A 26,037-nucleotide genomic window follows, 5' to 3' on the forward strand; every position below is an offset into this window, starting at 1 on the left:
CAAAATAAAAAAGCCGCTTTCGTGCGGCTTTTTTAGCGGTTCAGTTGTTTCACAGGCTGTGCATTAGAAGGCGGCATATGTGAAAACGACAGGCTCATTCCTCCTAAAATAATACCCGTTAAAATGACTGTGACAACGACCCGTTTACCTAAATCAAGCAACATGTTCTTCCTCCTTCACGTTTATCCATTTCTCACGATATGATCGAAATGACAAAAAAAGAAGTAGAACAAGAAGATTATTTTAAAGTTTTTTGCAATTTGTCGATCACTTCTAATGAACGACCTGTTCCAATGGCAACAGATTCAAGGGGATTGGCTGCAATATGGACTGGAACAACAATCTCTTGAGAAAGCCATTCTTGAATTCCATTTAAAAGAGCGCCTCCGCCAGTTAAAATGACGCCGCGGTCTACAATATCTCCGCTTAGCTCTGGAGGGCTGTCCTCTAATGTGGCACGGATCGCTTCTAAAATATGAAGAAGTGATTCTCGCATGGCGCCTTGAATTTCATGAGAGACAAGTGTGATCGTTTTTGGCAGACCTGTCACAAGGTCGCGACCGCGCACTTCTAATGATTCAGGCTCATGTTCAATAAGACCATATCCAATTTCCATTTTCACCTGCTCGGCCGTCCGTTCGCCGATTAATAGGTTATATTTCTTTCTGACAAACGTAATGATATCTTCATCCAGCTGATCGCCGCCAATTCGGATCGAATGACAAGAGACAACGCCGCCAAATGAAATGATCGCAACTTCTGTTGTTCCGCCGCCAATATCGACTACGACGTTCGCCACAGGCTCGTCTACCGGAAGATCAGCACCGATTGCAGCTGCAACAGGTTCTTCAATTAAATGCACATGCTTTGCTCCGCAGTTTTTCACAGCATCGCTGATGGCGCGGCGCTCAACAGCTGTTGAACCAGAAGGTGTACATACAACGACAGTTGGCTTTCTGAAGGTAAACCCGATATTTTTTCCTGCTTTTTTCATGATTTGTTTAAGTAAATCTGTTGTCATATCATAATCAGCGATGACACCGTCTTTCATCGGACGGATCGCAACAATTTTCCCAGGTGTTTTCCCGATCATTTCTTTTGCTTCTGATCCGACGGCAAGTACAGTCTTTGTTTCTGTATCGACTGCTACGACGGACGGTTCATTTAAAATAATTCCCTTATTTTTACTATAAACCAATATGTTAGCTGTTCCTAAATCAATTCCAATTTCGGCATTTTGAAACATGTTTTCACCCAATCTCTATTTTTGCTGTTTTAAACAATTTTACATTTAAAAGTTCAGAGGGTTGATGTCATTTGTGGGGGTTTGTGATCACCTTGAAATGAATCTGTAAAATTCAAGTATCATTTTGACAATCACAATAAATTTTCCCTTTGTTTTTTCTTTTATGAAAAAAATTTTTATAGAGGAGAAACCTTTTAAGAATCTCTTACGTCTACGATATATCAATTGGTGAAAAACAGATTGATCTTGAGCTAATGAAAGAAAGAGGGAACGAAATTGAAATCTATCGGAGTCGTAAGAAAAGTAGACGAACTAGGGCGTATTGTGATGCCAATCGAATTGAGAAGAGCACTTGATATCGCTATTAAAGACAGTATGGAATTTTTTATAGATGGAGATAAAATCGTCTTGAAAAAATATCAGCCAGAGGGCGTTTGTCTCATGACTGGTGAGATTACATCAGAGAACCATGAATATGGAAATGGTCAAATTACATTAAGCGCTGAAGGCGCAGAACTGCTGTTAAAAGAACTGCAAGAAGCTCTTCAGAAGTAATCAAAATAGCCTGCTCTCTTCCTCTGTGCTGAGAACAGGCTATTTTTTCTTTAAAAAAGTTCCTTAAAAATGCCCCATCTCCCTCAAAAAATAAGTGGAAAATGGTACAATTGACAAAGAATCTCAGGGCGGCAGGTGGAATCATTTGAACAAAACATATCAAGTGCGGATCGTGTTATCTGTTCTTGCATTTATCTTAATCATAAGCTGGGATTTCTTTTATTATGTAGGCGGCTATCAAATTAATTGGCCGCTCGATCTAGCCTTTACAGTCGTTGTGTTAGCAGGGATCTGGGTTGTCTCAGGATATGTAGACCGCTTGAATTTACTTGTGTCAGATCTAAATAAGAGAGAAAAAGAAGCACACGAACTGACAGAGCGGCTGAATCGAATTACAGATAACTTGCAAGAAATTGTCTTTGAAACAGATGAAAAAGGGCACATCATTTTCTTAAATCAAGCATGGAAACAAATGACCGGCTATGACATAGATGAATGTCTAGGTACGATGTACAATCAGTACTTTGATCAAGAAGAAAGAGTTATTCAGCATTTGTCATCTGTCATCAAAGAGCATAAAGATTCAGGGCGGATCGAGCTGCAGCTTCTTCATAAAGAGGGAAAGAAAGTATGGGGAGACGTTCATTATAAGCTCTACTTTGATGAGGAGCACCAGTTTACTGGAGGTATTGGAACAGTTGCAGATATTACAAAACAAAAGCTGGCAAAGCTTGAGCTTGAAAAATCAAATCAACAAGTGCAAATGCAGGCGCAAAAGCTGGCCGTTGCAGGACAAATAGCCGCTGGAATCGCCCATGAAGTCAGAAATCCGCTGACCTCAGTAAACGGCTTTTTACAGCTGATGAAAACACAATATCCTGAAAGAACCGATTATTTTGACATTATCTTTTCTGAAATTAAACGGATTGATTTTGTTTTAAGTGAGCTGCTGGTGCTGGCAAAGCCGCAGTCGGTCCATTTTCAAGAAGTTCAGCTTCATGGACTGTTAGAACAGGTGATTACATTGCTAAAAACCAATGCAGTCCTTTCGAATATTGATCTCAAACAGCCATTTAAAAAGCAGGATGCCGGCGCTATATTAGCAGACGCTAACCAAATGAAGCAGCTGTTCATTAATTTAATCAAAAATGCCATTGAGGCAATGCCTGAAGGCGGCAGTATATACATATCAACAGAAAAAGTGATGAACGAATGGAAAATTACCATTCAAGATGAAGGAAAAGGGATGTCTGAAGAGGATATTCAGAAAATATATGATCCTTTCTTCTCCACAAAAACAGAAGGGACGGGACTTGGCCTCACCATCTGTGCAGCGATTTTAAAAGATCATCACGGTAGGATGGATGTGGTCAGTGAGCTGGGAAAAGGTACAGCTTTTCATATCTATTTACCTGTGTGGCAAAAAAGCAGACACCAGCAAGGCGAGAGGACGTGATTTCATGAAGGCGAAAGCTTTATTTGTATATGGGACGCTTCTGCAGCATGAAGAGCACCACGAGACGTATATGAAAGAAAGCAGGCCATTAGCTAAATCAGCTTGGATCAGCGGCAGAATCTATGATACAGGTCAAGGATACCCTGCGTGCGTTCTAAAAGAGAAAAGCACAGTATATGGAGAATTGTACGAGGTAACCGCAAGCACGCTGAATAAGATAGATTTGCTTGAGGAAGGGTATGACAAGCAGGTGGTCGATGTCATGACAGACAAAGGGCCGGTGGCGGCTGTTACATACACTTTACCAAAGCAGAAAGCATCATCGCTGAAGGAGATCGAGAGCGGCTGCTGGAAGGAATATAGAATGTGGCAGCAGCAGCCGGCATCCTTCTATTATTTTGCCTATGGCTCCTGTATGGATGATGCAAGATTTAAACTGGCGGAAGTTGATCATTATTTTAAACAAATCATCGGCGGCGGTGCTCTGAACGGCTTTACAACTAGATTTACATTGGTAAGGCCTGATGGATCAAGAGCCGATATGGTAGAAGACGGCGGAGAAACAGAAGGCCTTTTATATGAGGTTCCTTTTGATGCCATTCGATATTTGTACAAACGAGAAGGCGTCTATGAGGGCACATATCGTCCAGCTTTTGTCGATGTCAAAATAGGTGATCAGATATATGAAGACTGTTTAACCTTTCTTGTTCTTCAAAAGAGCGAAGAAATTGCTCCGCCAGGTCATTACCGCAGTGAAATTGAAAAAGGAGCAGATCTTTACTTAAGTGAAGCATTCCGCAAAAAAATTCGCTCGCATATGGATTCATTAATCAAACCGTAGTAAAATGCATGGTAAGTGAGATAAAAGGAGTCTGAACATGAAAAAGGAATATGCAGTCATTGGTCTTGGACGCTTTGGCGGAAGTATTTGCAAGGCGCTGAGCGAAGAAGGACTTGAAGTCATGGCCATGGATATGAATGAAGATCGAGTGAACGAATACGCGAAAATTGCGTCACATGCGGTCATTGGTGATTCGACGGACGAATCTGTTTTAAAAAATCTCGGCATTCGCAATTTTGATCATGTCATCGTTGCGATTGGTGAAAACATTCAGGCCAGTATTTTAACGACGATTATGCTGAAAGAGCTTGGCGTTAAAATGGTCACAGTAAAAGCGCAAAACGATTACCACGAAAAAGTGTTAAATAAAATTGGAGCTGATCGCATCGTTCATCCAGAGCGGGACATGGGCAGACGAATTGCACATAAAATCATCTCCAATAACGTATTAGATTATCTTGAGCTGTCAGATGAGTACAGCCTCATTGAAATCGTTGCCAACAGCAGGCTTGCAGGGCATTCTCTTTTAGATCTCGATATTAGAGCGAGATATGGCATTAATATTGTGGCGATTAAGCGTGGAAAAGAAGTGATTGTTTCACCGCTCGCAGATGAAATGATTCAAAAAGAAGATATTCTGATTGTCATTGGGGCAGTTGCCGATATCGGACGTTTTGAAAAACGAGAAATGCAGAACGATTATTAAACACTCCTAGGCGGGGTGTTTTTTAATATGATTATGTACACATGAGGTGGACAGTGAAGAGGGAAGAAGACATTTAAAAGGGCTGTTTTGTTCTGCATAAACAGCTAAAGTCATTCATCATATTTTTCATTCAATTATCACTATTCAGAAATAAAAATCAGTCTTTTTATCTGGGTGATTTTCTCTAAATGTCATTGACTGGGCAAACAGATTCGTTTACGATAAGAAACATTATATTGTTTACTTGGAGGAGGCAGTGTCGTTGGATAAGGAGCTTTTCAGACATCAAATTGAGGTAGCTGCAAAGAGAAAAAAAGCAGCCCTAGTGATTAAACATGCGAAAGTTATGGACGTGTTTAACCAGGAATGGATAGACGCTGATGTCGCTGTTGAAAATGGACAAATAGTAGGGATTGGAGAGTACGAGGGAGAACAGGAGCTGGATGCAGCAGGTCAAACGCTTGTACCCGGTTTTATTGATGGCCACGTTCATATCGAGTCCTCTATGGTTACCCCTGCTGAATTCTCCAAAGCTGTCGTCCCGCGCGGTGTGACAACTGTCGTAACAGACCCGCATGAAATTGCCAATGTGTCAGGGATCACAGGCATCCGGTTTATGCTGGAAGAAGCGAGAAAAGCTGCCTTAAATATTTATTTCATGCTGCCATCCTGCGTACCGGCAGTCAGTTTTGAACGATCAGGTGCTGTTTTAAAAGCGAAAGATTTAAAGCCTTTGTATCAAGAGAAAGAGGTTCTTGGTCTTGCTGAGGTGATGGATTACGTCGGTGTGGAGCAGGCAGAAGAAGATATGCTTCAAAAGCTGCTTGATGCTCAAAACGAGAATAAATTGATTGATGGCCATCTAGCAGGCTTAACAGACCGATTAATAAACGTTTACCGCACAGCGAATGTCCAAACAGATCACGAGGTGACAACAGCCGAAGAAGCCCTTGAACGTGTAAAACGAGGCATGTATGTCATGCTGAGAGAAGGCTCTGTTGCCAAAAACGTGAAAAGCGTTTTACCAGCTGTGAATGAAAAGAATGCGAGACGCTTTTTCTTTTGTACCGATGATAAACATTTAGATGATTTAATGGCTGAAGGAAGTATTGATGAACAAGTACGTATGTCTATAAAAGAAGGGTTAGACCCATTTTTAGCGTATCAAATGGGAAGTTTAAACGCAGCAGAGTGTTTTGGCCTCAAAACAAAGGGAGCCATTGCGCCAGGCTTTGATGCTGATTTTATGCTCGTCTCTGATCTTCATCAAGTAGACATTACCAGCGTATTTATTGCTGGAGAATTAGTGGCGCAGCATGGAGAGTACAAGCCAGGTGTCGAAAAAATTGCACCGAGTCCAGCCTTATTACAATCTGTTCATGCTATAGACGTTCAAGAGCAAGATCTGGCTCTGCCTATCACAGCTCATCAAAAAATGAATGTCATCCGCATTATTCCAAATCAGCTAGAAACAAAATTAGAACAAATCTCTCCTTCAGAAACGAACGGACAATTCACTAGTGATACAGAAAGAGATCTATTAAAAATGGTGCTTGTCGAACGCCATCAAGGCTTATCTGAAATGGGGATAGGGATTGTCAGCGGCTTTGGATTAGAAAAGGGCGCAATTGCAACAACGGTTGCGCATGATTCTCACAATTTAATTGCGGTTGGCACAAATGATGCTGATATCGTGAAAGCCATTGACGCGTTAAAAGAAGCAGGCGGCGGTTTGACTGTTGTCAAAGAGGGCCAGACTCTTCATACACTGCCATTACCGATCTCTGGTTTACTTTCAGATCAGCCGGCACATCTTGTAAATGAAAGCCTTCATGCACTCCATGAAGCGTTAAAAGAAACAGGTTTTATTTTAGACTTTAATCCGTTTTTGACGCTGTCCTTCTTGGCACTCCCAGTCATTCCTGATGTGAAAATGACGACAAAGGGTTTGTTTGATGTCAGAAGCTTTCAGCATCTCCCAATTCAATCATAAAAAGAGAGAAACCGCATATGTATATATGCGGTTTTTTCAATGAACGGTGAAAAAAAGAGACACAGCCAAGCGGCTTGTGTCTCTTTTTGTGATTACACTTCCATAATAATCGGTAAGATCATTGGACGGCGTCTTGTTTTTTCATAAAGGAAAGGTGCAAGGGTGTCAGTAATTTCGTTCTTAATTTCAGACCACTGAGTTGTCTTACGTTCCATTACTTTTTCAAGATGCTTCGAAATTAAATCCTGTGCATCGTTGATCAGGTCTCCAGATTCTCTCATGTAGACAAAACCTCTTGAGATCAAATCAGGACCAGCAGAGATTTTGAATTCTTTCATGTCCATGCTGACGACTACAATAACAAGGCCCTCTTCAGAAAGAATGCGGCGGTCTCTTAAAACGATGTTTCCGATATCGCCAATACCGCTTCCGTCGATATACACGTTGCCCGATGGAATTTTGCCAGCGACACTTGCTTCGTCACCTTTCAGTGCCAGAACTTCACCGTTATCCATGATAAAGCAGTTTTCCTCAGGGATGCCGCAATCATTCGCAAGTTTGATATGCGTTTTTTGCATGCGATATTCACCGTGAATCGGCATAAAGAATTTTGGTTTAATTAAACGGAGCATGAGTTTTTGTTCTTCTTGTCCGCCGTGACCAGATGTATGAATATTATTAAGCGAGCCATGAATGACCTCAGCGCCGGCGCGATAAAGCTGGTTAATGGTGCGGCTTACACTAATATTGTTACCTGGGATCGGTGAAGATGAGAAGACAACAGTGTCTCCAGGGTTAATGGAAATCTGGCGGTGAGTACCGTTCGCAATACGAGAAAGAGCTGCCATCGGTTCACCCTGGCTTCCAGTACAAAGAATGGTCACTTTGTTTGCCGGAAGGCGGTTGATTTCATTATGTTCAATAAACGTGTTTTTTGGACATTTAATATAGCCAAGATCTTGTCCAATATCAATAGCAGACTCCATACTGCGTCCAAATACAGCGACTTTTCTGCCGTTGGCAACAGCAGACTCAATCACTTGCTGAAGTCTGTGAATGTTTGAAGCAAACGTGGCAAAGATGATGCGTCCATCGACTTTTCTAAAGATGTCATCAATGCTTTCACCTACGCGTCTTTCAGACATCGTAAATTCTGGGATTTCACTGTTTGTACTATCAGATAAAAGACAAAGAACGCCTTCTTTTCCGATCTCAGCCATTTTGGTTAAATTGGCAGGCTCGCCAACAGGAGTAAAGTCAAACTTGAAATCACCTGTATGTACGATGTTACCAGGAGGTGTCTTGACGACAATTCCATAAGAATCTGGAATACTGTGTGTCGTTCTAAAGAAAGACACAGCTGTTTTTCTAAATTTAATGGTATCTTCTTCTTCAAAAATATGAAGTTTTGTTTGTCTCAAGAGACCATGCTCTTCCAATTTATTACGAAGTAGGCCGATTGCGAGTTTGCCGCCGTAAACTGGAATATTCACTTGCTTAAGAAGGTAAGGGATACCGCCGATGTGGTCTTCATGTCCATGAGTGATGAAAAGACCTTTGATTTTATCTTCGTTTTTAACTAAGTACGTATAGTCAGGGATGACGTAGTCAATTCCAAGAAGCTCGTCTTCAGGAAACTTAATGCCTGCATCAATTAAAATGATTTCATCTTGAAATTGAACGCCATACGTGTTTTTACCGATCTCGCCTAAACCGCCGAGCGCAAAAACTGCCGCCTGATCGTTTTTAACAAATTTCATTCCTCTCATAGCTCCAATACTTTAAAATTTTCACTTTCTCGTTCATAGTCTAAAAAAGCACCGTCTACAGGCTGAATGAATTCAATGTTGTAGTTATGTTTTTTCAACTTATCGCGTACGTCTCTTTCAGAAACCGCTTCAACGTATAGTGAATCTGTGTGTTCTCTTACAGGTACCTCAGTAGTACTTGCCTGAAAAAATACCTTATATATCATCCAAATCTCTCCTTAAATACCGTATGTTACACTCGCTTATTCTATTATATTAAAAAAACGCGCATAAGAAAAGTCTCTGAGAAAAAAGGACCTTCGGCAAATGTGCGGAAGATCCTTTTAAGCAATTGATTTTTTGCGAAGCATGTCCTTCCATTGTCTTCGAATTTTCTTACGCAGACGACGAAGCATCACATGCCGCCTCCTTTCGGGTTGAAGTAAGCTTAACCAGTGTGTTCCGGTCTCTCTATATACTTGTATTATATGATGTTTCTATTGAATGTTACATGGTTATATGTGGGAAATAGGCGCTTTCAAAAGGAATTGGTTTCGAAAGCTGAAATCTTTCTGTATGATGAAAGGGAGTGTGTATACATAACGAAGAGCAGGAGGGCGAGATATGAATAAAAAAGTCATCTTCTTTGATATCGACGGTACTTTATATGACCATGATAAAAATATACCTGAGTCAACGAAGCGAGCGGTTCATTTATTAAAAGAAAAAGGTCATCATCTCTTTATTGCATCTGGGCGTTCTCCTTTTCTGATCCGGCCCATTTTAGAAGAATTAGGGCTTGACTCATTCATTGCTTATAACGGTCAGTATGTCATGTATGAGGGAGACGTTATTTACGGCAATCCGCTGAAGCAGGAGCTGATGGAGCGGATTTATGAGACAGCGGATCGTCATGATCATCCGCTCGTTTTTATGGGAGAAGAAACGATGAAGGCGTCTGTGCCGAATCATCCGTTTATCCATGAAGGAATCGGTACTTTGAAAACAGAGCATCCTGAGCACGATGTATCTTTCTTTAAAGAAAACGACATTTTTCAAATGCTGTTATTTTGTAAGGCAGAAGAGGAAGTGGAGTATAAGGCATTCCGCGAAGAAATTGACCTTGTCAGATGGCATGAGCTGTCAACGGACGTTCTGCCAAAAGGCGGATCAAAAGCTGAAGGAATCAAACGAGTCATCGAAAGACTTCCTTACGATCAAAAGGATACCATTGCCTTTGGAGACGGATTGAATGATAGAGAAATGATTTCGTTTGCTGGAACAGGCGTGGCGATGGGAAATGCTGTGAGTGAACTGAAAGCATTGGCTGATTTTGTGACAAAGCCGGTAGATGAGGACGGCATATTCCATGCAGTGACCCAGCTTGGCCTCATTAAAGAATAAAAAAGAAGACCCTTAGATCGCGGGTCTTCTTTTTTATGTTATGATCTGCCGATCGCAACAGAGTTTTCTGGCTCAGCGAACGGCTGATCCTTTTGAATATGATCATAAAACATAATGCCATTTAAATGGTCAATTTCATGCTGAAAAACAATAGCGGGGAACCCTTTTAGACGGATATCAATGTCCTCTCCTTCAAGCGTAGTGGCCTTGACCCTGATTTTTTGATATCGAGGAACAAATCCAGGGATGGCTTCATCAACTGATAAGCAGCCTTCACCAGTCGCTAAATAAGCTCTTTTGACTGAATGGCTGACAATACGCGGGTTGAACAGAGCATAGCTGTATTCTTCTCCGTCTTCATCCTCACAGTGAACAGCGATCATGCGTTTACTAATATTGATTTGCGGAGCTGCCAATCCAACGCCGGGTCTTAGTCCGTATTTTTCAGCAATGTCAGCATCCTGACTGTTTTTGACGAATTCGATCATGTCAGCTAATTGCTGTTTTTCCTCTTCTGTCGGCGGGAGCTCGACCGCTTCAGCTGTTTGTCTTAAGACGGGATGTCCGTCCCTTACGATATCATCCATGGTAATCACAAAACTTCACTCCTATTTCCTTTGTATGTAAAGTATATAAAATGATACACAACATATGCAATGAAATAAAGAAGACCGGTCCTGTGAGACCGGTCAGAGGCTTAAACAGCCTTAGCAGCAGCCACCGCCGCCGCCTAAGAATGCTGCGCCAACGATAATTAATAGGATGAAAAGCACAACGATTAAAGCGAATGTACGTCCGCCGCCGTATCCGCATCCGTATCCACCGCCATAACTTGGGTAACAACAGCCGCCGCCATATCCGCCACCGAATCCATACCCGTAACCGCCGTATCCACCATACATACTTCCATGACTATAATTAGACATACTTTTGACCTCCTTTGGAAATACACTTGGCCTCTCATAAGTGAAGGCGAAGCGTGTAATATAAACTATGTATGAATGCACTATTTGTATAGTCATGCGCCTATTGCTTGAAAAAAATCTTCTCCGCCTCATCTGACTGACCTCTTTCCTTGTCACCAACGTCTATAAAAATTATAGTGGTATGTGGAGATGTAAAGGGGGCCTTGTGATGAGACAGATGAAAAAAAGCATGAAAGCAGGTGCTGCTTTAGCGGGGATATGTACCCTTTTGCTGACAGGGTGCGGAGGTCAAAATCCGTTCAATGATATGCAGGACGCGATGACGAAAATGAGTGAAAAAGAAGCATCCTTCGAAAAAGAGCAAGGTACACTGCAAAGCTATGAGGAAAAAGAGCAGAAGCTGTATAAAAAAATGATTCAAACAACAAAGGACCATACAAAAACAGTGGCAAGCCTTTCTGATCAGGCGTTAGAATCGGCAGCACAAAGAGAAGAACATTTAAAAACAGAAAAAGTCAGTATGGATGAATCGAAAAAAGAATTGAAAACAGTAAAGGAATCTGCTGCACGATTGCAAGATGCGGAGTTAAAAGAGAAAGCAGATCAAACGGTCAAATCAATCGAGAAACGATATGCGTCATATGATCAGCTTTACAAGGAGTATCAAAAGGCGCTGAAACAAGATCAGCTTTTGTATCAATCTTTAAAGAAAAAGGATCTAGGATATGAAGAGCTGAAGTCAAAGCTGAAGACCGTGAATCGTTCATATAGCAAAGTCAGAAAAGAAAGTAAGAAGTTCAATCGATATACAGATCAATTGAATGATCATAAACAGGCTTTGTATAAAGCAGCAGATCAAGGATCGAAAAAGAGCTGAAAAAACAGCTCTTTTTTTATTTTTCGACAAAAACAAACATTTTCTATTGTAGTACAGCAGTACACTCTATACTAGTACAGATTAGGTTGTTTGTTAAACAGATTGATACAGTTCACCATAAAAAGTAAAGCGAATACATTTATTTAAATAAAGCCGTTAAATCAATTGACGGACTATTTTTCTTGTTGTAAACTATTCCTTGTTAACAGAAGTTGTATTAGTTTTTTGTGAACTATCGTTAATACAGTTATAAGGACTCAAAAACGAGTGATCAACCAATGTTTCGACAACGATCTTAGTGGCTATTATATACAGGAGTCATATGAGTATTTTGGGTTATCCTATATCTGTATGTATAAATGGATTCACGACAAATGGACTGTTAAAAGAAAGGAAGAGGTGACTTTAGAATGGCTGCAAAAACAAAAAAAGCAATTGTTGATAGCAAAAAGCAATTTGATGCCATCAAAAAGCAGTTTGAAACGTTTCAAATTTTAAACGAAAAAGGCGAAGTCGTAAACGAAGCGGCAATGCCGGATCTTTCAGATGACCAATTAAAAGAATTAATGCGCCGTATGGTGTTTACACGAGTATTAGATCAACGTTCAATTTCATTGAACCGTCAAGGACGTCTTGGCTTCTATGCGCCAACAGCTGGACAAGAGGCTTCTCAGCTTGCAACTCACTTTGCACTTGAGAAAGAAGATTTCATTCTTCCAGGATATCGTGATGTACCACAATTAATCTGGCATGGTCTTCCGCTAACAAAAGCATTCTTGTTCTCTCGCGGACACTTTGTTGGTAACCAAATGCCTGAAGATGTGAATGCACTTTCACCGCAAATCATTATCGGTGCTCAAATCATTCAAGCTGCTGGTGTAGCTCTTGGTTTGAAAAAGCGCGGTAAAAAAGCTGTTGCAATCACTTACACTGGTGACGGTGGAGCTTCACAAGGTGATTTCTACGAAGGTATTAACTTTGCAGGGGCTTACAAAGCGCCAGCGATTTTTGTTGTCCAAAACAACAGATATGCGATCTCTACACCTGTTGAAAAGCAGTCTGCTGCACAAACAATTGCACAAAAAGCAGCTGCAGCTGGTATCGTAGGCGTACAAGTTGACGGTATGGATGCATTAGCTGTTTATGCAGCAACTGCTGAAGCTCGTGAGCGCGCTGTAAATGGTGAAGGTCCAACATTAATCGAAACTCTTACATTCCGTTACGGCCCACATACAATGGCTGGTGACGATCCAACAAGATATCGTACAAAAGAAGATGAAAACGAGTGGGAGCAAAAAGATCCATTGGTACGCTACCGCAAATTCTTGGAAAACAAAGGCCTATGGTCTGAAGAAGAAGAGAATAAAGTGATCGAAGATGCAAAGGAACAAATCAAACAAGCGATCAAAGAAGCTGACGAACAGCCTAAGCAAAAAGTCACTGACTTGATTGAAAACATGTACGATGTAAAACCATTCAACTTAGTTGAACAGCTTGAAATTTACAAACAGAAGGAGTCGAAGTAAGCCATGGCGCAAATGACAATGATTCAAGCGATCACTGATGCGTTACGCACAGAACTGAAAAATGACGAAAACGTTCTCGTTTTCGGAGAAGACGTTGGTAAAAACGGCGGCGTATTCCGTGCGACTGAAGGATTGCAAAAAGAGTTTGGTGAGGATCGTGTATTCGATACTCCACTTGCTGAATCTGGTATTGGCGGTCTTGCTATTGGCCTTGGACTACAAGAATTCCGCCCGGTAATGGAAATTCAATTCTTCGGATTCGTTTACGAAGTATTAGATTCTGTTTCTGGACAAATGGCTCGTATGCGTTACCGTTCTGGCGGACGCTGGCATTCCCCAGTGACAATCCGTTCTCCATTCGGCGGGGGAGTTCACACACCTGAGCTTCACGCTGACAGCTTAGAAGGACTTATCGCACAACAGCCTGGTATCAAGGTTGTTATTCCTTCAACACCTTACGATGCAAAAGGACTTTTAATTTCTGCAATTCGTGACAACGATCCTGTAGTGTTCCTTGAGCATATGAAACTTTATCGTTCTTTCCGTCAGGAAGTTCCTGAAGAAGAGTACACAATTGAAATCGGTAAAGCTGACGTGAAACGTGAAGGTTCTGACCTTTCAATCATCACTTACGGTGCAATGGTTCACGAATCACTAAAAGCTGCTGAAGAGCTAGAAAAAGAAGGCGTTTCTGCTGAGGTTATCGACCTTCGTACAGTAAGCCCGCTTGATATTGAAACAATCATCGCTTCTGTTGAAAAAACAGGCCGTGCGATCGTTGTTCAAGAAGCACAAAAACAAGCTGGTATTGCTGCAAACGTAGTAGCTGAAATCAATGACAGAGCGATCCTTAGCTTGGAAGCACCAGTACTTCGTGTAGCTGCACCTGATACTGTATTTGCTTTCTCTCAAGCTGAGAGCGTATGGCTTCCAAACCATAAAGATGTACTTGAAACAGCGAAGAAAGTTCTTGAATTTTAATTAAATGACAGAGGGGAAAAGAATTTATTTCTCTTCCCCTTTATCAATTACATGACCGTGTAAATATACACAACAAGGGTTCAACAAAATCTAGGAGGCGAAAAACAGTGGCATTTGAATTTAAACTTCCGGACATCGGAGAAGGTATCCACGAAGGTGAGATCGTTAAGTGGTTTGTTAAACCAAACGACGAAATCAATGAAGATGACGTTTTAGCAGAGGTACAAAATGATAAAGCAGTTGTAGAAATTCCTTCACCTGTTAAAGGAAAAGTATTAGAATTAAAAGTTGAAGAGGGAACAGTTGCAACTGTAGGACAAACAATCATTACGTTTGATGCACCTGGTTACGAAAATCTTCAATTTAAAGGCAGCGAAGAAGAAGGCGAAGCAAAAACTGAAGCTCAAGTACAAGGTACTGCTGAAGCTGGTAACGAGCCAGAGAAGAAAGAAGTAGCACAAGAAGAAGCGGCAGCAGCAACTGGTGCAGGCGCACAAGAGCAAGTAGATGCTGATCCAAACAAACGCGTTATCGCTATGCCATCTGTACGTAAATATGCTCGTGAAAAAGGCGTTGAAATTTACAAAGTTGCAGGTTCTGGTAAAAACGGCCGTGTGTTAAAAGAAGATATCGACAGCTTCGTTAATGGTGGTTCTGCAGCTCAAGAAGCAGCACCTCAAGCAGCTGAAAGTGCGAAAGAAGAAGCAGCTCCTAAAGCGGCAGCAGCTCCAGTTCTTGAAGGAGAATTCCCAGAAACTCGCGAGAAAATGAGCGGAATCCGCAAAGCAATCGCAAAAGCAATGGTGAACTCTAAGCATACAGCTCCTCACGTAACATTAATGGATGAAGTTGATGTAACAAACCTTGTTGCACATCGTAAACAATTCAAACAAGTTGCAGCTGATCAAGGAATCAAGTTAACTTACTTGCCTTACGTTGTAAAAGCTCTAACTTCTGCTTTGAAAAAGTACCCAGTACTTAACACTTCTATCGATGATAAAACGGATGAAGTTGTTCAAAAGCATTACTACAACATCGGAATTGCAGCTGACACTGAAAAAGGCTTGCTAGTTCCAGTTGTGAAAAATGCAGATCGCAAAGCGATTTTCGAAGTTTCTAACGAAATCAATGAGCTTGCAACAAAAGCACGTGATGGTAAATTGGCTCCAGCTGAAATGAAAGGTGCATCTTGCACAATCACAAACATCGGTTCTGCTGGTGGACAATGGTTTACTCCAGTCATCAACCACCCAGAAGTAGCGATCCTTGGTATTGGACGTATCGCTGAAAAAGCGGTTGTTCGTGATGGCGAAATCGTTGCAGCTCCAGTCTTAGCTCTTTCCCTAAGCTTTGACCACCGTATGATTGACGGAGCTACTGCGCAAAATGCCCTTAACCACATCAAGCGTTTATTGAATGATCCACAATTAATTTTAATGGAGGCGTAATGTCATGGTAGTAGGAGATTTCCCAATCGAAACAGATACTCTTGTCATCGGTGCAGGTCCTGGTGGATATGTAGCTGCTATTCGTGCTGCACAGCTTGGACAAAAAGTAACAATCGTTGAAAAAGGAACACTTGGCGGTGTATGTCTAAACGTTGGCTGTATCCCTTCAAAAGCATTAATCAATGCTGGCCATCGTTTCGAAAATGCTAAGCATTCTGAAGACATGGGTATCAAAGCTGAAAACGTAACAGTTGATTTCACAAAAGTTCAAGAGTGGAAAGCTTCTGTTGTTAATAAGTTAACAGGTGGAGTTCAAGGTCTTCTTAAAGGAAATAAAGTAGACATCGTCAAAGGTGAAGCTTATTTCGTAGACAGCAACTCTGTACGTGTAATGGATGATAATTCAGCACAGACTTATACGTTCAAAAATGCAATTCTTGCAACTGGATCTCGTCCAATTGAATTGCCTACTTTTAAATACACAGACCGCGTGATCAACTCAACTGGTGCTTTAGCGCTTAAAGAAGTACCTAAAAAGTTAGTTGTCATCGGTGGTGGATACATCGGTACTGAGCTTGGTACTGCTTATGCAAACTTTGGAACAGAAGTTGTGATCCTTGAAGGTGGAGACGAAATCCTTCCAGGTTTCGAGAAGCAAATGAGCTCATTGGTTAAACGTAACCTGAAGAAGAAAGGAAACGTTGAAATCCATACAAACGCTCTTGCAAAAGGCGTTGAAGAAAAATCTGATGGTGTCACTGTTACGTTCGAAGTAAAAGGCGAAGAAAAAACAGTTGATGCTGATTACGTACTTGTGACTGTTGGTCGTCGTCCAAACACTGATGAGCTTGGTCTTGAGCAAGTTGGTGTTGAATTGACTGACCGCGGAGTTGTCAAAACAGACAAACAATGCCGTACAAGCGTATCTAACATCTATGCAATTGGTGACATCGTTGATGGACCACCACTTGCTCACAAAGCTTCTTACGAAGGTAAAATTGCAGCTGAAGCAATCGCTGGAGAGCCAGCTGAAATTGATTACCTTGGTATTCCTGCTGTTGTATTCTCTGAGCCAGAACTTGCAACTGTTGGATACACTGAAGCAGAAGCAAAAGCAGAAGGTATCGAAATCGTTGCGGCGAAATTCCCATTCGCAGCGAACGGACGTGCACTTTCTCTTGATGCAACTGATGGCTTCATGAAAATGATCACTCGTAAAGAGGATGGTCTAGTGATCGGTGCTCAAATCGCAGGTGTTGGTGCTTCTGATATGATTTCAGAGCTTAGCCTTGCAATCGAAGCTGGAGTGACTGCTGAAGATATCGCTATGACAATTCACGCTCACCCAACATTAGGTGAAATTACAATGGAAACGGCTGAAGTAGCAATCGGAAGCCCAATCCACATCGTAAAATAATGAAACCTATGAAGCCCTCTCCTTGATGGAGAGGGTTTTTTTGGTGCCCTGAACACCATATGAAAAACCCCTCATGAGATGAGGGGTTTTTTCATATGGATATATATAAGTGTAAGGTAAATATCATTAGTTTGTATTGACGCGGTCTAAAGCATGACATAAAGGCGATAAGATCTCCTGTTTACTGCGGACATTTCCTTCCACCTTCACGATCACTTTTTCATCATTGACAAGTAAAATAGCCGGTAATTCGTCCACTTCATTTTTCCAGCCTTTACGATCTTCTTTCACAATCATTTTTGACATTTCCTTAGGGTATTCATTTTTTAATTCGAGGACTGCATCATAATATGGGCTTTCTTTATCAAGGTTTTCTGCATCAGTAAAAAAGAGAATTCTCGGTTTTTGAATATGACGGACTTGGTCGGTCTGATTCGGTATGATATACGCAAATGAGCATGAACTAAGTACAAAGAGCATGGGGAATATAATGAGAAGTGTCCTCATAAAATTCAATCTATTCACCTCAAAATCATTTGGGGTTGTCCCAACATTTTTAGGAGCTTGTTCCCTGTTAGTCACTCTAGTGTATCATGTCCCTTTTGACAATTTTCGATTGTTACTCAATTGTTACAGAATTGATATGAAGCAAAATACAATTGAAACGTTCCCTCAATATGATGAGAAAAAGCACATATTTATAAAAAATGATTAAATGTGTCATACAATTAACCGTTGACAACTCAAATGTGACATCATATTATAGAAATAAGAAATAGATCAAACGCTTTCAAACTATGAATGAAGAAAAGGGGAATGTACGTGGGTACAATTATTTGTCAAGATTGCAATGAAACCATTGATCAGTTTGAAAATGAAAAAGTGACAACGCTATACGGAACGTGCGGTCACTGTCATTGCTGTGATGAAGCCTCTGAATAAATAAAAAAGCATGCAGCTCCATTTGGGGCTGCATGTTTCTTTTTTATAAAATTGGTTTTTGTTCCTTAATCACACGGATCATTTCAAGCGTTGAATCTTCAGGTCCTTGGACAGGGAGACCAATTTCAATATTTTTAAAGATATACGATATATTTTCTTCTGTGATAATTTCACCTGGTATAAAAATCGGAATACCTGGCGGATACACCATCACAAACTCTGCGATAATGCGGCCGACTGCTTCCTTAAACGGAACGACTTCCGTTGTAGCGTAAAAGGCGTCACGCGGCGTCATAGCAAGCGATGGGATCTCAGGCAGCAGCACTTCCGTTACCGCTTGTTTGCCGCCCTCACGAGTAGAGTCTGCGGCAATTTCCTGCATCGCCGCCACGAGCGTATCAATTGTCTCATCTGAATCGCCAGGGGTGACGATACATAAAATGTTGTACAGGTCAGAGAGCTCTACTTCAATTCGGTAGCTTTCTCTCAGCCACTTTTCGACATCATGTCCGTTTAACCCAAGGTCTTTAATAGAGATAATTAATTTCGTTGGGTCATAATCGTAAGTGGAAGCTGAACCGAGTACTTCCTTGCCAATGCAGGTAATGCCGTCAATTTGATTCAAACGGTCTCTCGCTGATTCAGCCAAACGAATGGCTTCATCAGCTAGTGCCTTACCTTCAGTGGCTAATCGTTTTCGAGCGACATCAAGAGACGCTAAGAGCAAATAAGAAGTGGACGTTGTCGTCAGCATACTCAAAATCGATTGCACGCGGTCTTTTGAAACAAGCCCTTCTTTCATATTTAAAATAGAGCTCTGCGTAAGAGAGCCGCCAAGTTTATGGACACTTGTTGCTGCCATGTCGGCACCTGCCTGCATGGCAGAGAGGGGAAGCTCATCATGAAAATGTATATGCACACCGTGTGCTTCATCGACAAGGACAGGCACATCAAATGAATGGGCAATGTCTACGATTGATTTTAAGTCTGCTGAAATACCAAAATACGTTGGATTAATGACAAGCAAACCTTTCGCATCTGGATGCTCAGTGAGCGCCTTTTTGGCTGATTCAGGTGTAATCCCGTGAGAGATGCCAAGTTCTTTGTCTATTTCTGGGTGAATAAAAACAGGAACTGCGCCAGAAAATACAATCGCGGACATAATTGATTTATGGACATTACGCGGAACGATAATTTTATCTCCAGGTCCGCATACTGTCATCACCATTGTCATGATGGCCCCGCTTGTTCCTTGAATGGAGAAAAACGTATGATCAGCACCGAAGGCTTCAGCAGCAAGCTCCTGTGCTTCTTTTATCATCCCTCGAGGTGAATGTAAATCATCGAGAGGTTCTATATTAATGAGGTCAATGCTTAATGCATTGTCGCCAATGAATGCTCTAAATTCAGGATCCATTCCGGCTCCTTTTTTATGGCCTGGAATGTGAAATTGGACTGGATTCGTTGCTGCGTGTTTTTTTAGTCCAGTATATAAGGGTGTATCATGTTGTGACAATTGCTTTCCCACCTTCATCGAAATACCTGCTATTATTGTGCCAATTACAGCAGATTTCATTGCATAAAACAAAAGAATTATATTATGAACTGATCGGAATGTAAAGCATAAAATCAATCGGTTTCTGATCAAACAGATGCTATAATAAAAGTTCAAATGAGAAATGAGTGTTAAAGTGAGGGACAAGTAAATGGAATATCAATATCCAATGGATGTCGACTGGACGACAGAGGAAAAAATTGCGGTCATTTCATTTTTTCAGGCTGTTGAAAAAGCCTATGAAAAAGGAATTGCGAAGCAGGAGTTATTAGATGCTTATAAACGGTTTAAAGAGGTTGTGCCATCAAAAGCAGAGGAAAAAACGCATTGTGCGGCTTTTGAAAAGGGAAGCGGGTATTCCCCTTATCGTGCAGTGAAAACCGCAAGAGAGGCAGAAGAGACAGCCGTTATACGCATGTAAAAAACGAGCCTATAAGGGCTCGTTTTTTTATACAGATTCTTTCTGTGTGAAGCGGTATAGATACGTCAGCGTGCGGAAGGCATTTTCGATTTTCGATAGGAATTCTTCATTATTCATTTGAACGACTTCCTCTCTAGGCAGCTGGATGCCGCATAGAAGCTCGGCTTTCTTGACTGTTTGAACACGTTCAAAAAGCGTTTTCAGCTGTTCGGAATCTAGTTCGCTGTGCCGCATGACATCTGGTTTCATATGATCTTTAGACCAAACAAAATCTTGCGGTATTTTCTGCTGGATGGTGTCTAGCTCTTTTTCAAATAGCTGGCCGTACTCACCTTTCACTGGAGATTCATAAATGAGCGCAAACCAGACAAAGACATGTGTTTTCCAAAGCCCAATTTGAAAATGAGGGAGCTTTTTATATCCGCGCTTACTGTTTGCAAAAGCAACCCATGTATCATTTGGCGGGTTGACAGATCTTCTAGCATGCTTTGCGACGTGTACAAACATCTCGTCTCCTGTAATAGAAGAAAGAAGTGGTGCAAAATGTTCGCCAAGTGCCTCAAGCTTTGGACGGACTCTTTCTTTTAATACAGTCATTCGTTCATCTAAACCATCAACTGTGAATGTTTCAAAATCTTCATCTCTAAAACGCATTTCACTCATGTTATGCCTCCTGTATCTTTTCGCTGATCATATTTTATCATAGCTTGGGTCAAGCTCAAAAAAAGATGCACCGTCAGATAAAAGATTGTAAAGGGCGTGGTGCAGCGTTTAAAACCTTTCATTATGTGGTACATCATTAATAGGTAAAGACACAATTTTCAGAATGTCGTTGCGGTTATGCGATCGCTTCATACGATATAAGCAAGAACCATTTCTCTTATCGATTGAATTTTTATCAATGAAAACTGACAAGGAATGAATCATTCTCTGGAAGGGGCGTTGACCAATGAAGCAAATCGTGAAGCAGGGGTATAGACAGGAGAAGAAAAATCGCATCGCTGTGTGGAGATTAGAGGTTGATTATGAGCTTTCTACGCTTCATGAAGCCATCGAACAAAAAGATGACATACAAATCGAACGCAGCAAACGAAAGCTTGAGCGCCTAAGAAAAGAATGGGAGCAGCTTCAAGGGTAAAACAGGGTGAGGTAAAAACGAACCAATTCATCGGTTCGTTTTTGTATGAAGCTGCTTTTTTCTTGCTTTTACGTACATAATATCAGTATGCTATTACAAATAGGTCCTACATAGAAAAGAGGTTTACAATCTGATGACAAACTGGGTGGAAATTGACCGTCTTGCAAAGCTCTGGGTAAAAGAAGCAGGGAGCCGTATTAAAGCGTCCATGCAGGAAGGTCTATCAATTGAAACAAAATCAAATCCAAATGATCTAGTCACGAATATCGATAAAGAAACAGAACGTTTTTTTATTGAAAAAATACAGTCGGCATTTTCAGATCATCACATTTTAGGAGAAGAGGGACAAGGGGAAGAGGTCACCTCACTCGATGGAATTGTGTGGATTATTGATCCGATTGATGGCACAATGAACTTTGTCCATCAAAAGCGCAACTTTGCCATTTCAATCGGGATATTTGAAAATGGTGTGGGGAAAATCGGTCTTATTTATGACGTCATTCATGACGAGCTCTACCATGCCATTAAAGGAGAAGGAGCCTATATGAACGATATCCTGCTCCCTCCATTAAAAGATGTGGAGATTGAAAAAGCCATTGTGGGTATTAATCCGACATGGGCGATTGAAAGTCCTTATTTTGACGCCAAACCATTTGCCCGTCTAGTGCGTGACGTGAGAGGGACACGAACGATTGGATCAGCTGCCCTTGAGCTTGCTTATATTGCAAGCGGCAGAAGTGACGCATATGTCACCTTAAGGCTTGCACCGTGGGATTATGCAGCGGGCTGCGTGCTGCTTGATGAAGTAGGGGCCGTTTACTCAAATATTCACGGAGAACGTCTTACGTTCCTAGACAAAAACAGCATAGTGGCTGGAAATCGATCCATTTGTGAAAAAATCTTGCATGATTACATAAAAGGAAGCGGAAATAAAAAATAAACGACATCACTTCATGAGAATGAAGTGATTTTTTGTTTTTCCTGAAACTTTTTGGTAAGGCGGATGTCTATACGAATGAGGCCTTAATTTCATGTAAAGGATTGTGTATCAATGTTTGATTTGTTTAGTGATTTATCGCTCCATTTTGAAAGGTATTTTATTTTAAATGAGTACAGTATCCACATCATTCAATGGTGTGTACTTGGACTATTTGTCCTTTTCGTGACACTCCCCATATGGAAAGAAAAGAGGAGTAGTTATGTATTCTATGCTGGTATCGTATTAAGAGTAGTGCTATTAGGCGGGATGACAGTTGAAATGATCCACCAAGTCCTGTCTAGACAGTATACGATCGAAACATTTGAAGTGCTGACAGATTTCATGCAATTTCTCATTTATGGGTACGTCTTGCTTGCATCACTGTACTATGTCATTACTCTTCCTTATTTAAAAAATAAAGGTATGTTCTTTGCTTTTGATTTATCTGTATTACTTCTGCCTTTATGTCAAACAGTGTTTATTGTGTTTGCTGAAAGCAAAAAGTTCTTTCTTAGCAGTGATACGGGGTTAGTATGGAGAGATATGATCACCATTTTGGCTATGGCTTGCTTTGCCGCTTTGCTGCTCCACCTTTTCTTTCGCTTGTTTTGGCATTGGAAGTGGAAGGAATTGCTTTTGTTTTATATCTTGATTTTCGCAGCCTTGCTTTATATATTTTATCCTTCTATTTCGAAGTATGAGCTTCAATCTACATTTAAATCGATTGTCATTTTAGTAGCAGCGGCAGGAAGCTTTATGACGATTGATTTGTTATCTGCTTTACTACGGGACAAGGTGAGATTAAGGCAGTGGGGCGCTGGTTGTATAGCTGTCTTTTTTCTGCTATTACTCAACCCGATTGTCAATATTCCTCATACCATGCTCCAATTCACCAAAACGGAACTGGTAGATACTTTTTCAGAAGAATATCGCCCTTTATCAGCAGTAAGTGCAAAAGCATTCGCTTCAAAATTTGTACCAGAGGATCAATCGCTTTATTTAAATGCTAGTCATCAGCCTATCCCTTATCATTACGTGTTTGCAGATGATCAGTATGAAGTGAATATTTCTGCGTTTACAGGCGATTTAAGCGGATATTCTTATCGAGGTCGTGTAGAGGGGAAGGAACTGACCGATAAAGAATATAAGAAAAAAACCATTGAATTTTTCGAAAGAAGCGGGCGGTCAATCGATCTACAGCGCATTCAATTAGCTGTAAAAAAAGAGGACGGAGAGACGAATGTTCTTCTTCTGCCAAAAATGTCTCAGAATGAACGTGACAGCTTTGCGTTTGCCACTTGGAAAAAAGGGACCCTTCGACAAGCGCAATACGAAAACGCCATCTTTCAATTAAAGGATATAGACGGCTTCCGTTTAACAGAAACTGAGATAAAAAACAGGGTCAACAGTATTTATCAAAATTTAAATCTAAAGCCGCCAGTATATCAAATCACAGGCATTGATGATTTTTATTATGATTGGCAGCATGAAGTGAGGGTCACAACAAAAGATCAATCGGAGTTTCTGTTTAATGGCTCATCAAAAGAACTCATCAGCTTCAAGTTGTCAAAAGCGTTTCTTCAACAGAAAAAAGAGAACGTCAGCGATGAAGATTTGTTAAAAATCATAGGGAAAAAGCCAAAAGACGTAAGAAAAGTAACAGGCACTAGTGAAAGTAAACAATATATATTTAAACGCTCCTCTCATGTCGTCAATCTGTTTAAAGGGGATGATGGAATTGAGTTGAGAGTACAAGCAGATTCTTCAATCCCGCACGCAGTATCTAATCAAGATCGGGAGGGGGTCTATCAGCAAGTACTTAAAAGGTATAAACCATATACGATCTATAAAAAACAAATAAAACCTGTGAGGATGATCGACAAAGAAGGGAACATCGACATTTCATGGCTTGTCATTATACAAACCTTCGGATCAAATGAGCATAAAATCTATGAAGTGAATGGGCGAACAAAAGAGGTGCATCGTTTTGACAGATAAAGAAAAACAAGCCATCTTTCAAGACTTATATGAACTGTATCAAGAAGGGGATCTAGGAGCCGAGGCAGCCAGCTGGATGAAGGCACACGAACAGCAATTTCAGCATACGGCCGCGGGAAGAAAGCAGTCTTCAGCGCCGATGGAAAGCCATAATGACTATGACGAGTTAAAACGCATGAAAGGGTTTATTTACTCGTTATACTTCTTTTTTATCGTTTTATCGATTTGGATGACTGTGTGGTTTTATTTTTGATGTCCAGACCAGCCGACCAAATTGAAAAAATCTATGAAGAATATTTTCAGGAAATCACCAAATATTTATATCGCCGGACGGGAAATATGGAAACGGCCAAGGACCTTGCGCAAGACGTATTTATGAAGGCACTGCATGGGTTGTCCTCCTTTAAGGGACATTCTAGTATGAAAACATGGCTTTATACCATTGCGTATCACACATTTGTGAATGACTATCGCCGAAAAATAAAATGGACTTTTACGAACGTAGAAGAAATGGATTTCTTAGAGCAGCAGTCGTTCACAACACCAGAAGATTACATCGAAACACAAGCCGACATAGAAAGGCTGTGGCATCATATTCATCAGCTGAAGGATTCATATCGGGATGTCCTCATTTTAAGAGATATTCAAGAATTATCATATGAAGAAGTAGCTGAAATTTTGAATTGGACTTTATCTAAAGTCAAAACAACCCTTCATCGAGCGAGGTTAGAGCTGAAGCGAATGCTACATTGTGAGGAGTTCAATAAATGAGCTGTTATTTGATTGAAGAATTGTTACCACTTTATATAGAGGGAGACACAAGTGCAGAAACAAATAAAATTGTTGCAGAGCACATACAATCCTGCGAAAGCTGCCGTCACCTTTATCACGAAATGAAAGAGCCAATAACTCTTATACAGGCTCCTGATCTCGTGCCATATATAGATGAAAAGGAAGAAAAAAGAAAATTTGAAAAGCGCTACTATGGTAAGCTGCTTTATCGAGCAAGTATCGCGTTTGGTATAGGGTACGTCATGATGATCATTCTTTATTGGCTGAAATAAAAAACCCCCATCTGGATGAACCAGGTGGGGGTTTTTCTGAGATTAGCTTAATTTTTCTTTCGCAATTTGAACTGCATCATAGAACGTTTTCAATTGCTCTTGAGGAATTTTCTTAAGCATTTGGTTGAAAACAAGTAATTCAGTAGAGCTGAATCCAAGACCTTTTGCGATTTTTGAATCAATCACAACGTTTCCTTTTTTGTCTAGAACAAGGGCATCACCAGCAAGATCAGCAATTCTGATCACTGATTTGAAAAGCTTTTCAAATTTAGCCGCTTCTTCTTTTGTAAGACCAAGTTCAACAGCTTTTGCTGCATCAAAAACCAATTTCCCTTTTTCGTTTTTAGTGATGCTTTCACTGAAAACGATTGTAAGAACAGCTGCGCGATCTAAGAATTTCTCAGCAGTCGCCGCTTCTTCTTCAGTTAGTCCGAGCTCAACAGCTTTTTTCACATCAAATGTGTAGCTGTTGTCTTCCTCAACAAATGAATTGATGAGAATGTTGATGACACGCTCGTTTTTCTCCAATAATTCTTTAATGATTTGCTGCTGTTCAAAAGGAATTCCTTTGAAAGTTGCAGCGCTTGCTTGCCCAGGAGCTACTGTTGTGAAAGTAAGAATGATAGCTAAAGCGAAAAATACAACAGAGCTGAGCGATTTGCTCAAAAACTTCTTCATGCTTCTTTTCTCTCCCTTTTCTGTTAAATTTTGTTGCAAGAAAAGCATACCATGAGAAACTTTGTGGAAGAATAGGAAAAATGTAACTTTCTGTTTGATTTTGGAGAACTATAAAAGTTCTTGTCGAAAAATATAGGG

The 26,037-nt window shown here is 40.7% G+C and carries 29 protein-coding genes; 19 read left to right on the forward strand and 10 right to left on the reverse strand.

Translation table 11 applies throughout. The features are described 5' to 3' along the window. Positions 1-32: 32 nt before the first annotated feature. Together NSU13_RS06945 and mreBH are read right to left on the reverse strand one after the other, a co-directional pair. Positions 33-164, reverse strand: a complete 132-nt coding sequence (locus NSU13_RS06945; RefSeq protein ID WP_003210922.1) for a protein YkpC — start codon at positions 162-164, stop codon at positions 33-35. A 74-nt stretch (positions 165-238) separates the two neighbouring features. After that, complete coding sequence (gene mreBH, locus NSU13_RS06950) at positions 239-1,246, reverse strand: rod-share determining protein MreBH (protein WP_024424745.1); 1,008 nt, start codon at positions 1,244-1,246, stop codon at positions 239-241. A gap of 276 nt (positions 1,247-1,522) precedes the next feature. Here mreBH and NSU13_RS06955 point away from each other — a divergent pair, with 276 nt between their 5' ends. The 5 genes from NSU13_RS06955 to ade all read left to right on the forward strand — a co-directional run bounded on the left by NSU13_RS06955 (position 1,523) and on the right by ade (position 6,797). Beyond that, positions 1,523-1,801: an AbrB/MazE/SpoVT family DNA-binding domain-containing protein gene (locus tag NSU13_RS06955; RefSeq protein WP_024424746.1), complete on the forward strand. Its 279-nt coding sequence runs from the start codon at positions 1,523-1,525 to the stop codon at positions 1,799-1,801. Between the two features lie 145 nt (positions 1,802-1,946). Then, positions 1,947-3,257 carry an ATP-binding protein gene (locus NSU13_RS06960; protein ID WP_046310821.1) on the forward strand — a complete coding sequence of 437 codons (1,311 nt, stop codon included), beginning with the start codon at positions 1,947-1,949 and terminating at the stop codon, positions 3,255-3,257. 4 nt (positions 3,258-3,261) lie between these two features. Beyond that, the gene (locus NSU13_RS06965) at positions 3,262-4,098 is read left to right on the forward strand and encodes a gamma-glutamylcyclotransferase family protein (protein ID WP_081124340.1); all 837 of its coding nucleotides are present in this window, start codon (positions 3,262-3,264) and stop codon (positions 4,096-4,098) included. Positions 4,099-4,135: 37 nt separating this feature from the next. Beyond that, positions 4,136-4,804, forward strand: a complete 669-nt coding sequence (locus tag NSU13_RS06970) for a TrkA family potassium uptake protein (RefSeq protein WP_008345123.1) — start codon at positions 4,136-4,138, stop codon at positions 4,802-4,804. 262 nt (positions 4,805-5,066) lie between these two features. Then, positions 5,067-6,797: an adenine deaminase gene (gene ade, locus NSU13_RS06975; RefSeq protein WP_081124341.1), complete on the forward strand. Its 1,731-nt coding sequence runs from the start codon at positions 5,067-5,069 to the stop codon at positions 6,795-6,797. A gap of 92 nt (positions 6,798-6,889) precedes the next feature. On the opposite strand, the gene rnjA is transcribed toward ade, so the two are convergent. Both rnjA and NSU13_RS06985 read right to left on the reverse strand, forming a co-directional pair. Beyond that, positions 6,890-8,557 (reverse strand): ribonuclease J1, encoded by a 1,668-nt coding sequence (gene rnjA / locus NSU13_RS06980; RefSeq protein ID WP_012009818.1) that lies wholly within the window; start codon positions 8,555-8,557, stop codon positions 6,890-6,892. 5 nt (positions 8,558-8,562) lie between these two features. Beyond that, positions 8,563-8,772: a DNA-directed RNA polymerase subunit epsilon gene (locus NSU13_RS06985; protein WP_008345114.1), complete on the reverse strand. Its 210-nt coding sequence runs from the start codon at positions 8,770-8,772 to the stop codon at positions 8,563-8,565. Positions 8,773-9,169: 397 nt separating this feature from the next. Between NSU13_RS06985 and NSU13_RS06990 the strand changes: the two genes are divergently transcribed. Beyond that, positions 9,170-9,949, forward strand: a complete 780-nt coding sequence (locus tag NSU13_RS06990) for a Cof-type HAD-IIB family hydrolase (RefSeq protein WP_081124342.1) — start codon at positions 9,170-9,172, stop codon at positions 9,947-9,949. Positions 9,950-9,987: 38 nt separating this feature from the next. Here NSU13_RS06990 and def read toward each other — a convergent pair whose 3' ends face one another. Together def and NSU13_RS07000 are read right to left on the reverse strand one after the other, a co-directional pair. Further along, positions 9,988-10,545, reverse strand: a complete 558-nt coding sequence (gene def / locus NSU13_RS06995) for a peptide deformylase (protein WP_024424751.1) — start codon at positions 10,543-10,545, stop codon at positions 9,988-9,990. A gap of 111 nt (positions 10,546-10,656) precedes the next feature. Further along, positions 10,657-10,851, reverse strand: coding sequence for a YjcZ family sporulation protein (locus NSU13_RS07000; protein WP_141545650.1), 195 nt, complete (start codon positions 10,849-10,851; stop codon positions 10,657-10,659). A gap of 232 nt (positions 10,852-11,083) precedes the next feature. Between NSU13_RS07000 and NSU13_RS07005 the strand changes: the two genes are divergently transcribed. From NSU13_RS07005 to lpdA, 5 genes are all read left to right on the forward strand, one after another. After that, a complete protein-coding gene (locus tag NSU13_RS07005; RefSeq protein WP_342489960.1) occupies positions 11,084-11,752 on the forward strand; it encodes a YkyA family protein in 669 nt (222 codons plus the stop codon). 410 nt (positions 11,753-12,162) lie between these two features. Then, positions 12,163-13,278 carry a pyruvate dehydrogenase (acetyl-transferring) E1 component subunit alpha gene (gene pdhA / locus NSU13_RS07010; protein WP_024424754.1) on the forward strand — a complete coding sequence of 372 codons (1,116 nt, stop codon included), beginning with the start codon at positions 12,163-12,165 and terminating at the stop codon, positions 13,276-13,278. Between the two features lie 3 nt (positions 13,279-13,281). Continuing rightward, positions 13,282-14,259 (forward strand): pyruvate dehydrogenase complex E1 component subunit beta, encoded by a 978-nt coding sequence (gene pdhB / locus NSU13_RS07015; protein ID WP_012009824.1) that lies wholly within the window; start codon positions 13,282-13,284, stop codon positions 14,257-14,259. Positions 14,260-14,366: 107 nt separating this feature from the next. After that, positions 14,367-15,707: a dihydrolipoamide acetyltransferase family protein gene (locus tag NSU13_RS07020; protein ID WP_024426891.1), complete on the forward strand. Its 1,341-nt coding sequence runs from the start codon at positions 14,367-14,369 to the stop codon at positions 15,705-15,707. A 4-nt stretch (positions 15,708-15,711) separates the two neighbouring features. Beyond that, the gene (lpdA, locus tag NSU13_RS07025; RefSeq protein WP_024426892.1) at positions 15,712-17,124 is read left to right on the forward strand and encodes a dihydrolipoyl dehydrogenase; all 1,413 of its coding nucleotides are present in this window, start codon (positions 15,712-15,714) and stop codon (positions 17,122-17,124) included. Between the two features lie 126 nt (positions 17,125-17,250). On the opposite strand, the gene NSU13_RS07030 is transcribed toward lpdA, so the two are convergent. Next, positions 17,251-17,631: a hypothetical protein gene (locus NSU13_RS07030; protein WP_227001729.1), complete on the reverse strand. Its 381-nt coding sequence runs from the start codon at positions 17,629-17,631 to the stop codon at positions 17,251-17,253. 315 nt (positions 17,632-17,946) lie between these two features. Here NSU13_RS07030 and NSU13_RS07035 point away from each other — a divergent pair, with 315 nt between their 5' ends. After that, complete coding sequence (locus tag NSU13_RS07035; protein WP_003212464.1) at positions 17,947-18,066, forward strand: GapA-binding peptide SR1P; 120 nt, start codon at positions 17,947-17,949, stop codon at positions 18,064-18,066. A gap of 43 nt (positions 18,067-18,109) precedes the next feature. Here NSU13_RS07035 and NSU13_RS07040 read toward each other — a convergent pair whose 3' ends face one another. Continuing rightward, the gene (locus NSU13_RS07040) at positions 18,110-19,582 is read right to left on the reverse strand and encodes an aminotransferase class I/II-fold pyridoxal phosphate-dependent enzyme (protein ID WP_342489961.1); all 1,473 of its coding nucleotides are present in this window, start codon (positions 19,580-19,582) and stop codon (positions 18,110-18,112) included. A 190-nt stretch (positions 19,583-19,772) separates the two neighbouring features. Between NSU13_RS07040 and NSU13_RS07045 the strand changes: the two genes are divergently transcribed. Continuing rightward, a complete protein-coding gene (locus NSU13_RS07045; protein WP_034281639.1) occupies positions 19,773-20,042 on the forward strand; it encodes a UPF0223 family protein in 270 nt (89 codons plus the stop codon). Positions 20,043-20,069: 27 nt separating this feature from the next. Here the strand turns inward: NSU13_RS07045 and NSU13_RS07050 are convergent, their stop codons facing one another. Beyond that, positions 20,070-20,705, reverse strand: coding sequence for a DUF1054 domain-containing protein (locus NSU13_RS07050; RefSeq protein ID WP_024426894.1), 636 nt, complete (start codon positions 20,703-20,705; stop codon positions 20,070-20,072). Between the two features lie 286 nt (positions 20,706-20,991). Between NSU13_RS07050 and NSU13_RS07055 the strand changes: the two genes are divergently transcribed. The 6 genes from NSU13_RS07055 to NSU13_RS07080 all read left to right on the forward strand — a co-directional run bounded on the left by NSU13_RS07055 (position 20,992) and on the right by NSU13_RS07080 (position 25,221). Then, positions 20,992-21,180 carry a hypothetical protein gene (locus tag NSU13_RS07055; protein ID WP_024424761.1) on the forward strand — a complete coding sequence of 63 codons (189 nt, stop codon included), beginning with the start codon at positions 20,992-20,994 and terminating at the stop codon, positions 21,178-21,180. Between the two features lie 133 nt (positions 21,181-21,313). After that, positions 21,314-22,120, forward strand: coding sequence for an inositol monophosphatase family protein (locus NSU13_RS07060; RefSeq protein ID WP_305933636.1), 807 nt, complete (start codon positions 21,314-21,316; stop codon positions 22,118-22,120). Between the two features lie 111 nt (positions 22,121-22,231). Next, positions 22,232-24,157, forward strand: coding sequence for a hypothetical protein (locus tag NSU13_RS07065; RefSeq protein ID WP_214755227.1), 1,926 nt, complete (start codon positions 22,232-22,234; stop codon positions 24,155-24,157). Next, positions 24,147-24,410 carry a hypothetical protein gene (locus NSU13_RS07070; protein WP_070325785.1) on the forward strand — a complete coding sequence of 88 codons (264 nt, stop codon included), beginning with the start codon at positions 24,147-24,149 and terminating at the stop codon, positions 24,408-24,410. The genes NSU13_RS07065 and NSU13_RS07070 overlap by 11 nt, the downstream gene beginning before the upstream one ends. Continuing rightward, positions 24,410-24,928: a sigma-70 family RNA polymerase sigma factor gene (locus NSU13_RS07075; RefSeq protein WP_061109971.1), complete on the forward strand. Its 519-nt coding sequence runs from the start codon at positions 24,410-24,412 to the stop codon at positions 24,926-24,928. Before NSU13_RS07070 ends, NSU13_RS07075 begins: the two co-directional genes overlap by 1 nt. Then, on the forward strand, positions 24,925-25,221 hold the full coding sequence (locus NSU13_RS07080; RefSeq protein WP_061109793.1) for a zf-HC2 domain-containing protein: 297 nt from the start codon (positions 24,925-24,927) through the stop codon (positions 25,219-25,221). The genes NSU13_RS07075 and NSU13_RS07080 overlap by 4 nt, the downstream gene beginning before the upstream one ends. 42 nt (positions 25,222-25,263) lie before the next feature. Here NSU13_RS07080 and NSU13_RS07085 read toward each other — a convergent pair whose 3' ends face one another. After that, positions 25,264-25,899 carry a hypothetical protein gene (locus NSU13_RS07085; RefSeq protein WP_034281643.1) on the reverse strand — a complete coding sequence of 212 codons (636 nt, stop codon included), beginning with the start codon at positions 25,897-25,899 and terminating at the stop codon, positions 25,264-25,266. Between the last annotated feature and the right edge of the window lie 138 nt (positions 25,900-26,037).

Origin of the sequence: Bacillus sp. FSL M8-0049 (genome assembly GCF_038593355.1) — a bacterium.
GTDB classification, from domain to species: Bacteria; Bacillota; Bacilli; order Bacillales; family Bacillaceae; genus Bacillus; species Bacillus safensis.

Excerpts from the sequence above, each read along its gene's own strand:
- NSU13_RS06945 (WP_003210922.1), bottom strand. The coding sequence starts at position 164 with ATGTTGCTTGATTTAGGTAAACGGGTCGTTGTCACAGTCATTTTAACG.
- mreBH (WP_024424745.1), bottom strand. The coding sequence starts at position 1,246 with ATGTTTCAAAATGCCGAAATTGGAATTGATTTAGGAACAGCTAACATA.
- NSU13_RS06965 (WP_081124340.1), top strand. The coding sequence starts at position 3,262 with ATGAAGGCGAAAGCTTTATTTGTATATGGGACGCTTCTGCAGCATGAA.
- NSU13_RS06970 (WP_008345123.1), top strand. The coding sequence starts at position 4,136 with ATGAAAAAGGAATATGCAGTCATTGGTCTTGGACGCTTTGGCGGAAGT.
- rnjA (WP_012009818.1), bottom strand. The coding sequence starts at position 8,557 with ATGAAATTTGTTAAAAACGATCAGGCGGCAGTTTTTGCGCTCGGCGGT.
- NSU13_RS06985 (WP_008345114.1), bottom strand. The coding sequence starts at position 8,772 with ATGATATATAAGGTATTTTTTCAGGCAAGTACTACTGAGGTACCTGTA.
- NSU13_RS06990 (WP_081124342.1), top strand. The coding sequence starts at position 9,170 with ATGAATAAAAAAGTCATCTTCTTTGATATCGACGGTACTTTATATGAC.
- NSU13_RS07000 (WP_141545650.1), bottom strand. The coding sequence starts at position 10,851 with ATGTATGGTGGATACGGCGGTTACGGGTATGGATTCGGTGGCGGATAT.
- NSU13_RS07005 (WP_342489960.1), top strand. The coding sequence starts at position 11,084 with ATGAGACAGATGAAAAAAAGCATGAAAGCAGGTGCTGCTTTAGCGGGG.
- pdhA (WP_024424754.1), top strand. The coding sequence starts at position 12,163 with ATGGCTGCAAAAACAAAAAAAGCAATTGTTGATAGCAAAAAGCAATTT.
- pdhB (WP_012009824.1), top strand. The coding sequence starts at position 13,282 with ATGGCGCAAATGACAATGATTCAAGCGATCACTGATGCGTTACGCACA.
- lpdA (WP_024426892.1), top strand. The coding sequence starts at position 15,712 with ATGGTAGTAGGAGATTTCCCAATCGAAACAGATACTCTTGTCATCGGT.
- NSU13_RS07030 (WP_227001729.1), bottom strand. The coding sequence starts at position 17,631 with ATGAGGACACTTCTCATTATATTCCCCATGCTCTTTGTACTTAGTTCA.
- NSU13_RS07045 (WP_034281639.1), top strand. The coding sequence starts at position 19,773 with ATGGAATATCAATATCCAATGGATGTCGACTGGACGACAGAGGAAAAA.
- NSU13_RS07050 (WP_024426894.1), bottom strand. The coding sequence starts at position 20,705 with ATGAGTGAAATGCGTTTTAGAGATGAAGATTTTGAAACATTCACAGTT.
- NSU13_RS07055 (WP_024424761.1), top strand. The coding sequence starts at position 20,992 with ATGAAGCAAATCGTGAAGCAGGGGTATAGACAGGAGAAGAAAAATCGC.
- NSU13_RS07060 (WP_305933636.1), top strand. The coding sequence starts at position 21,314 with ATGACAAACTGGGTGGAAATTGACCGTCTTGCAAAGCTCTGGGTAAAA.
- NSU13_RS07065 (WP_214755227.1), top strand. The coding sequence starts at position 22,232 with ATGTTTGATTTGTTTAGTGATTTATCGCTCCATTTTGAAAGGTATTTT.
- NSU13_RS07075 (WP_061109971.1), top strand. The coding sequence starts at position 24,410 with ATGTCCAGACCAGCCGACCAAATTGAAAAAATCTATGAAGAATATTTT.
- NSU13_RS07080 (WP_061109793.1), top strand. The coding sequence starts at position 24,925 with ATGAGCTGTTATTTGATTGAAGAATTGTTACCACTTTATATAGAGGGA.
- NSU13_RS07085 (WP_034281643.1), bottom strand. The coding sequence starts at position 25,899 with ATGAAGAAGTTTTTGAGCAAATCGCTCAGCTCTGTTGTATTTTTCGCT.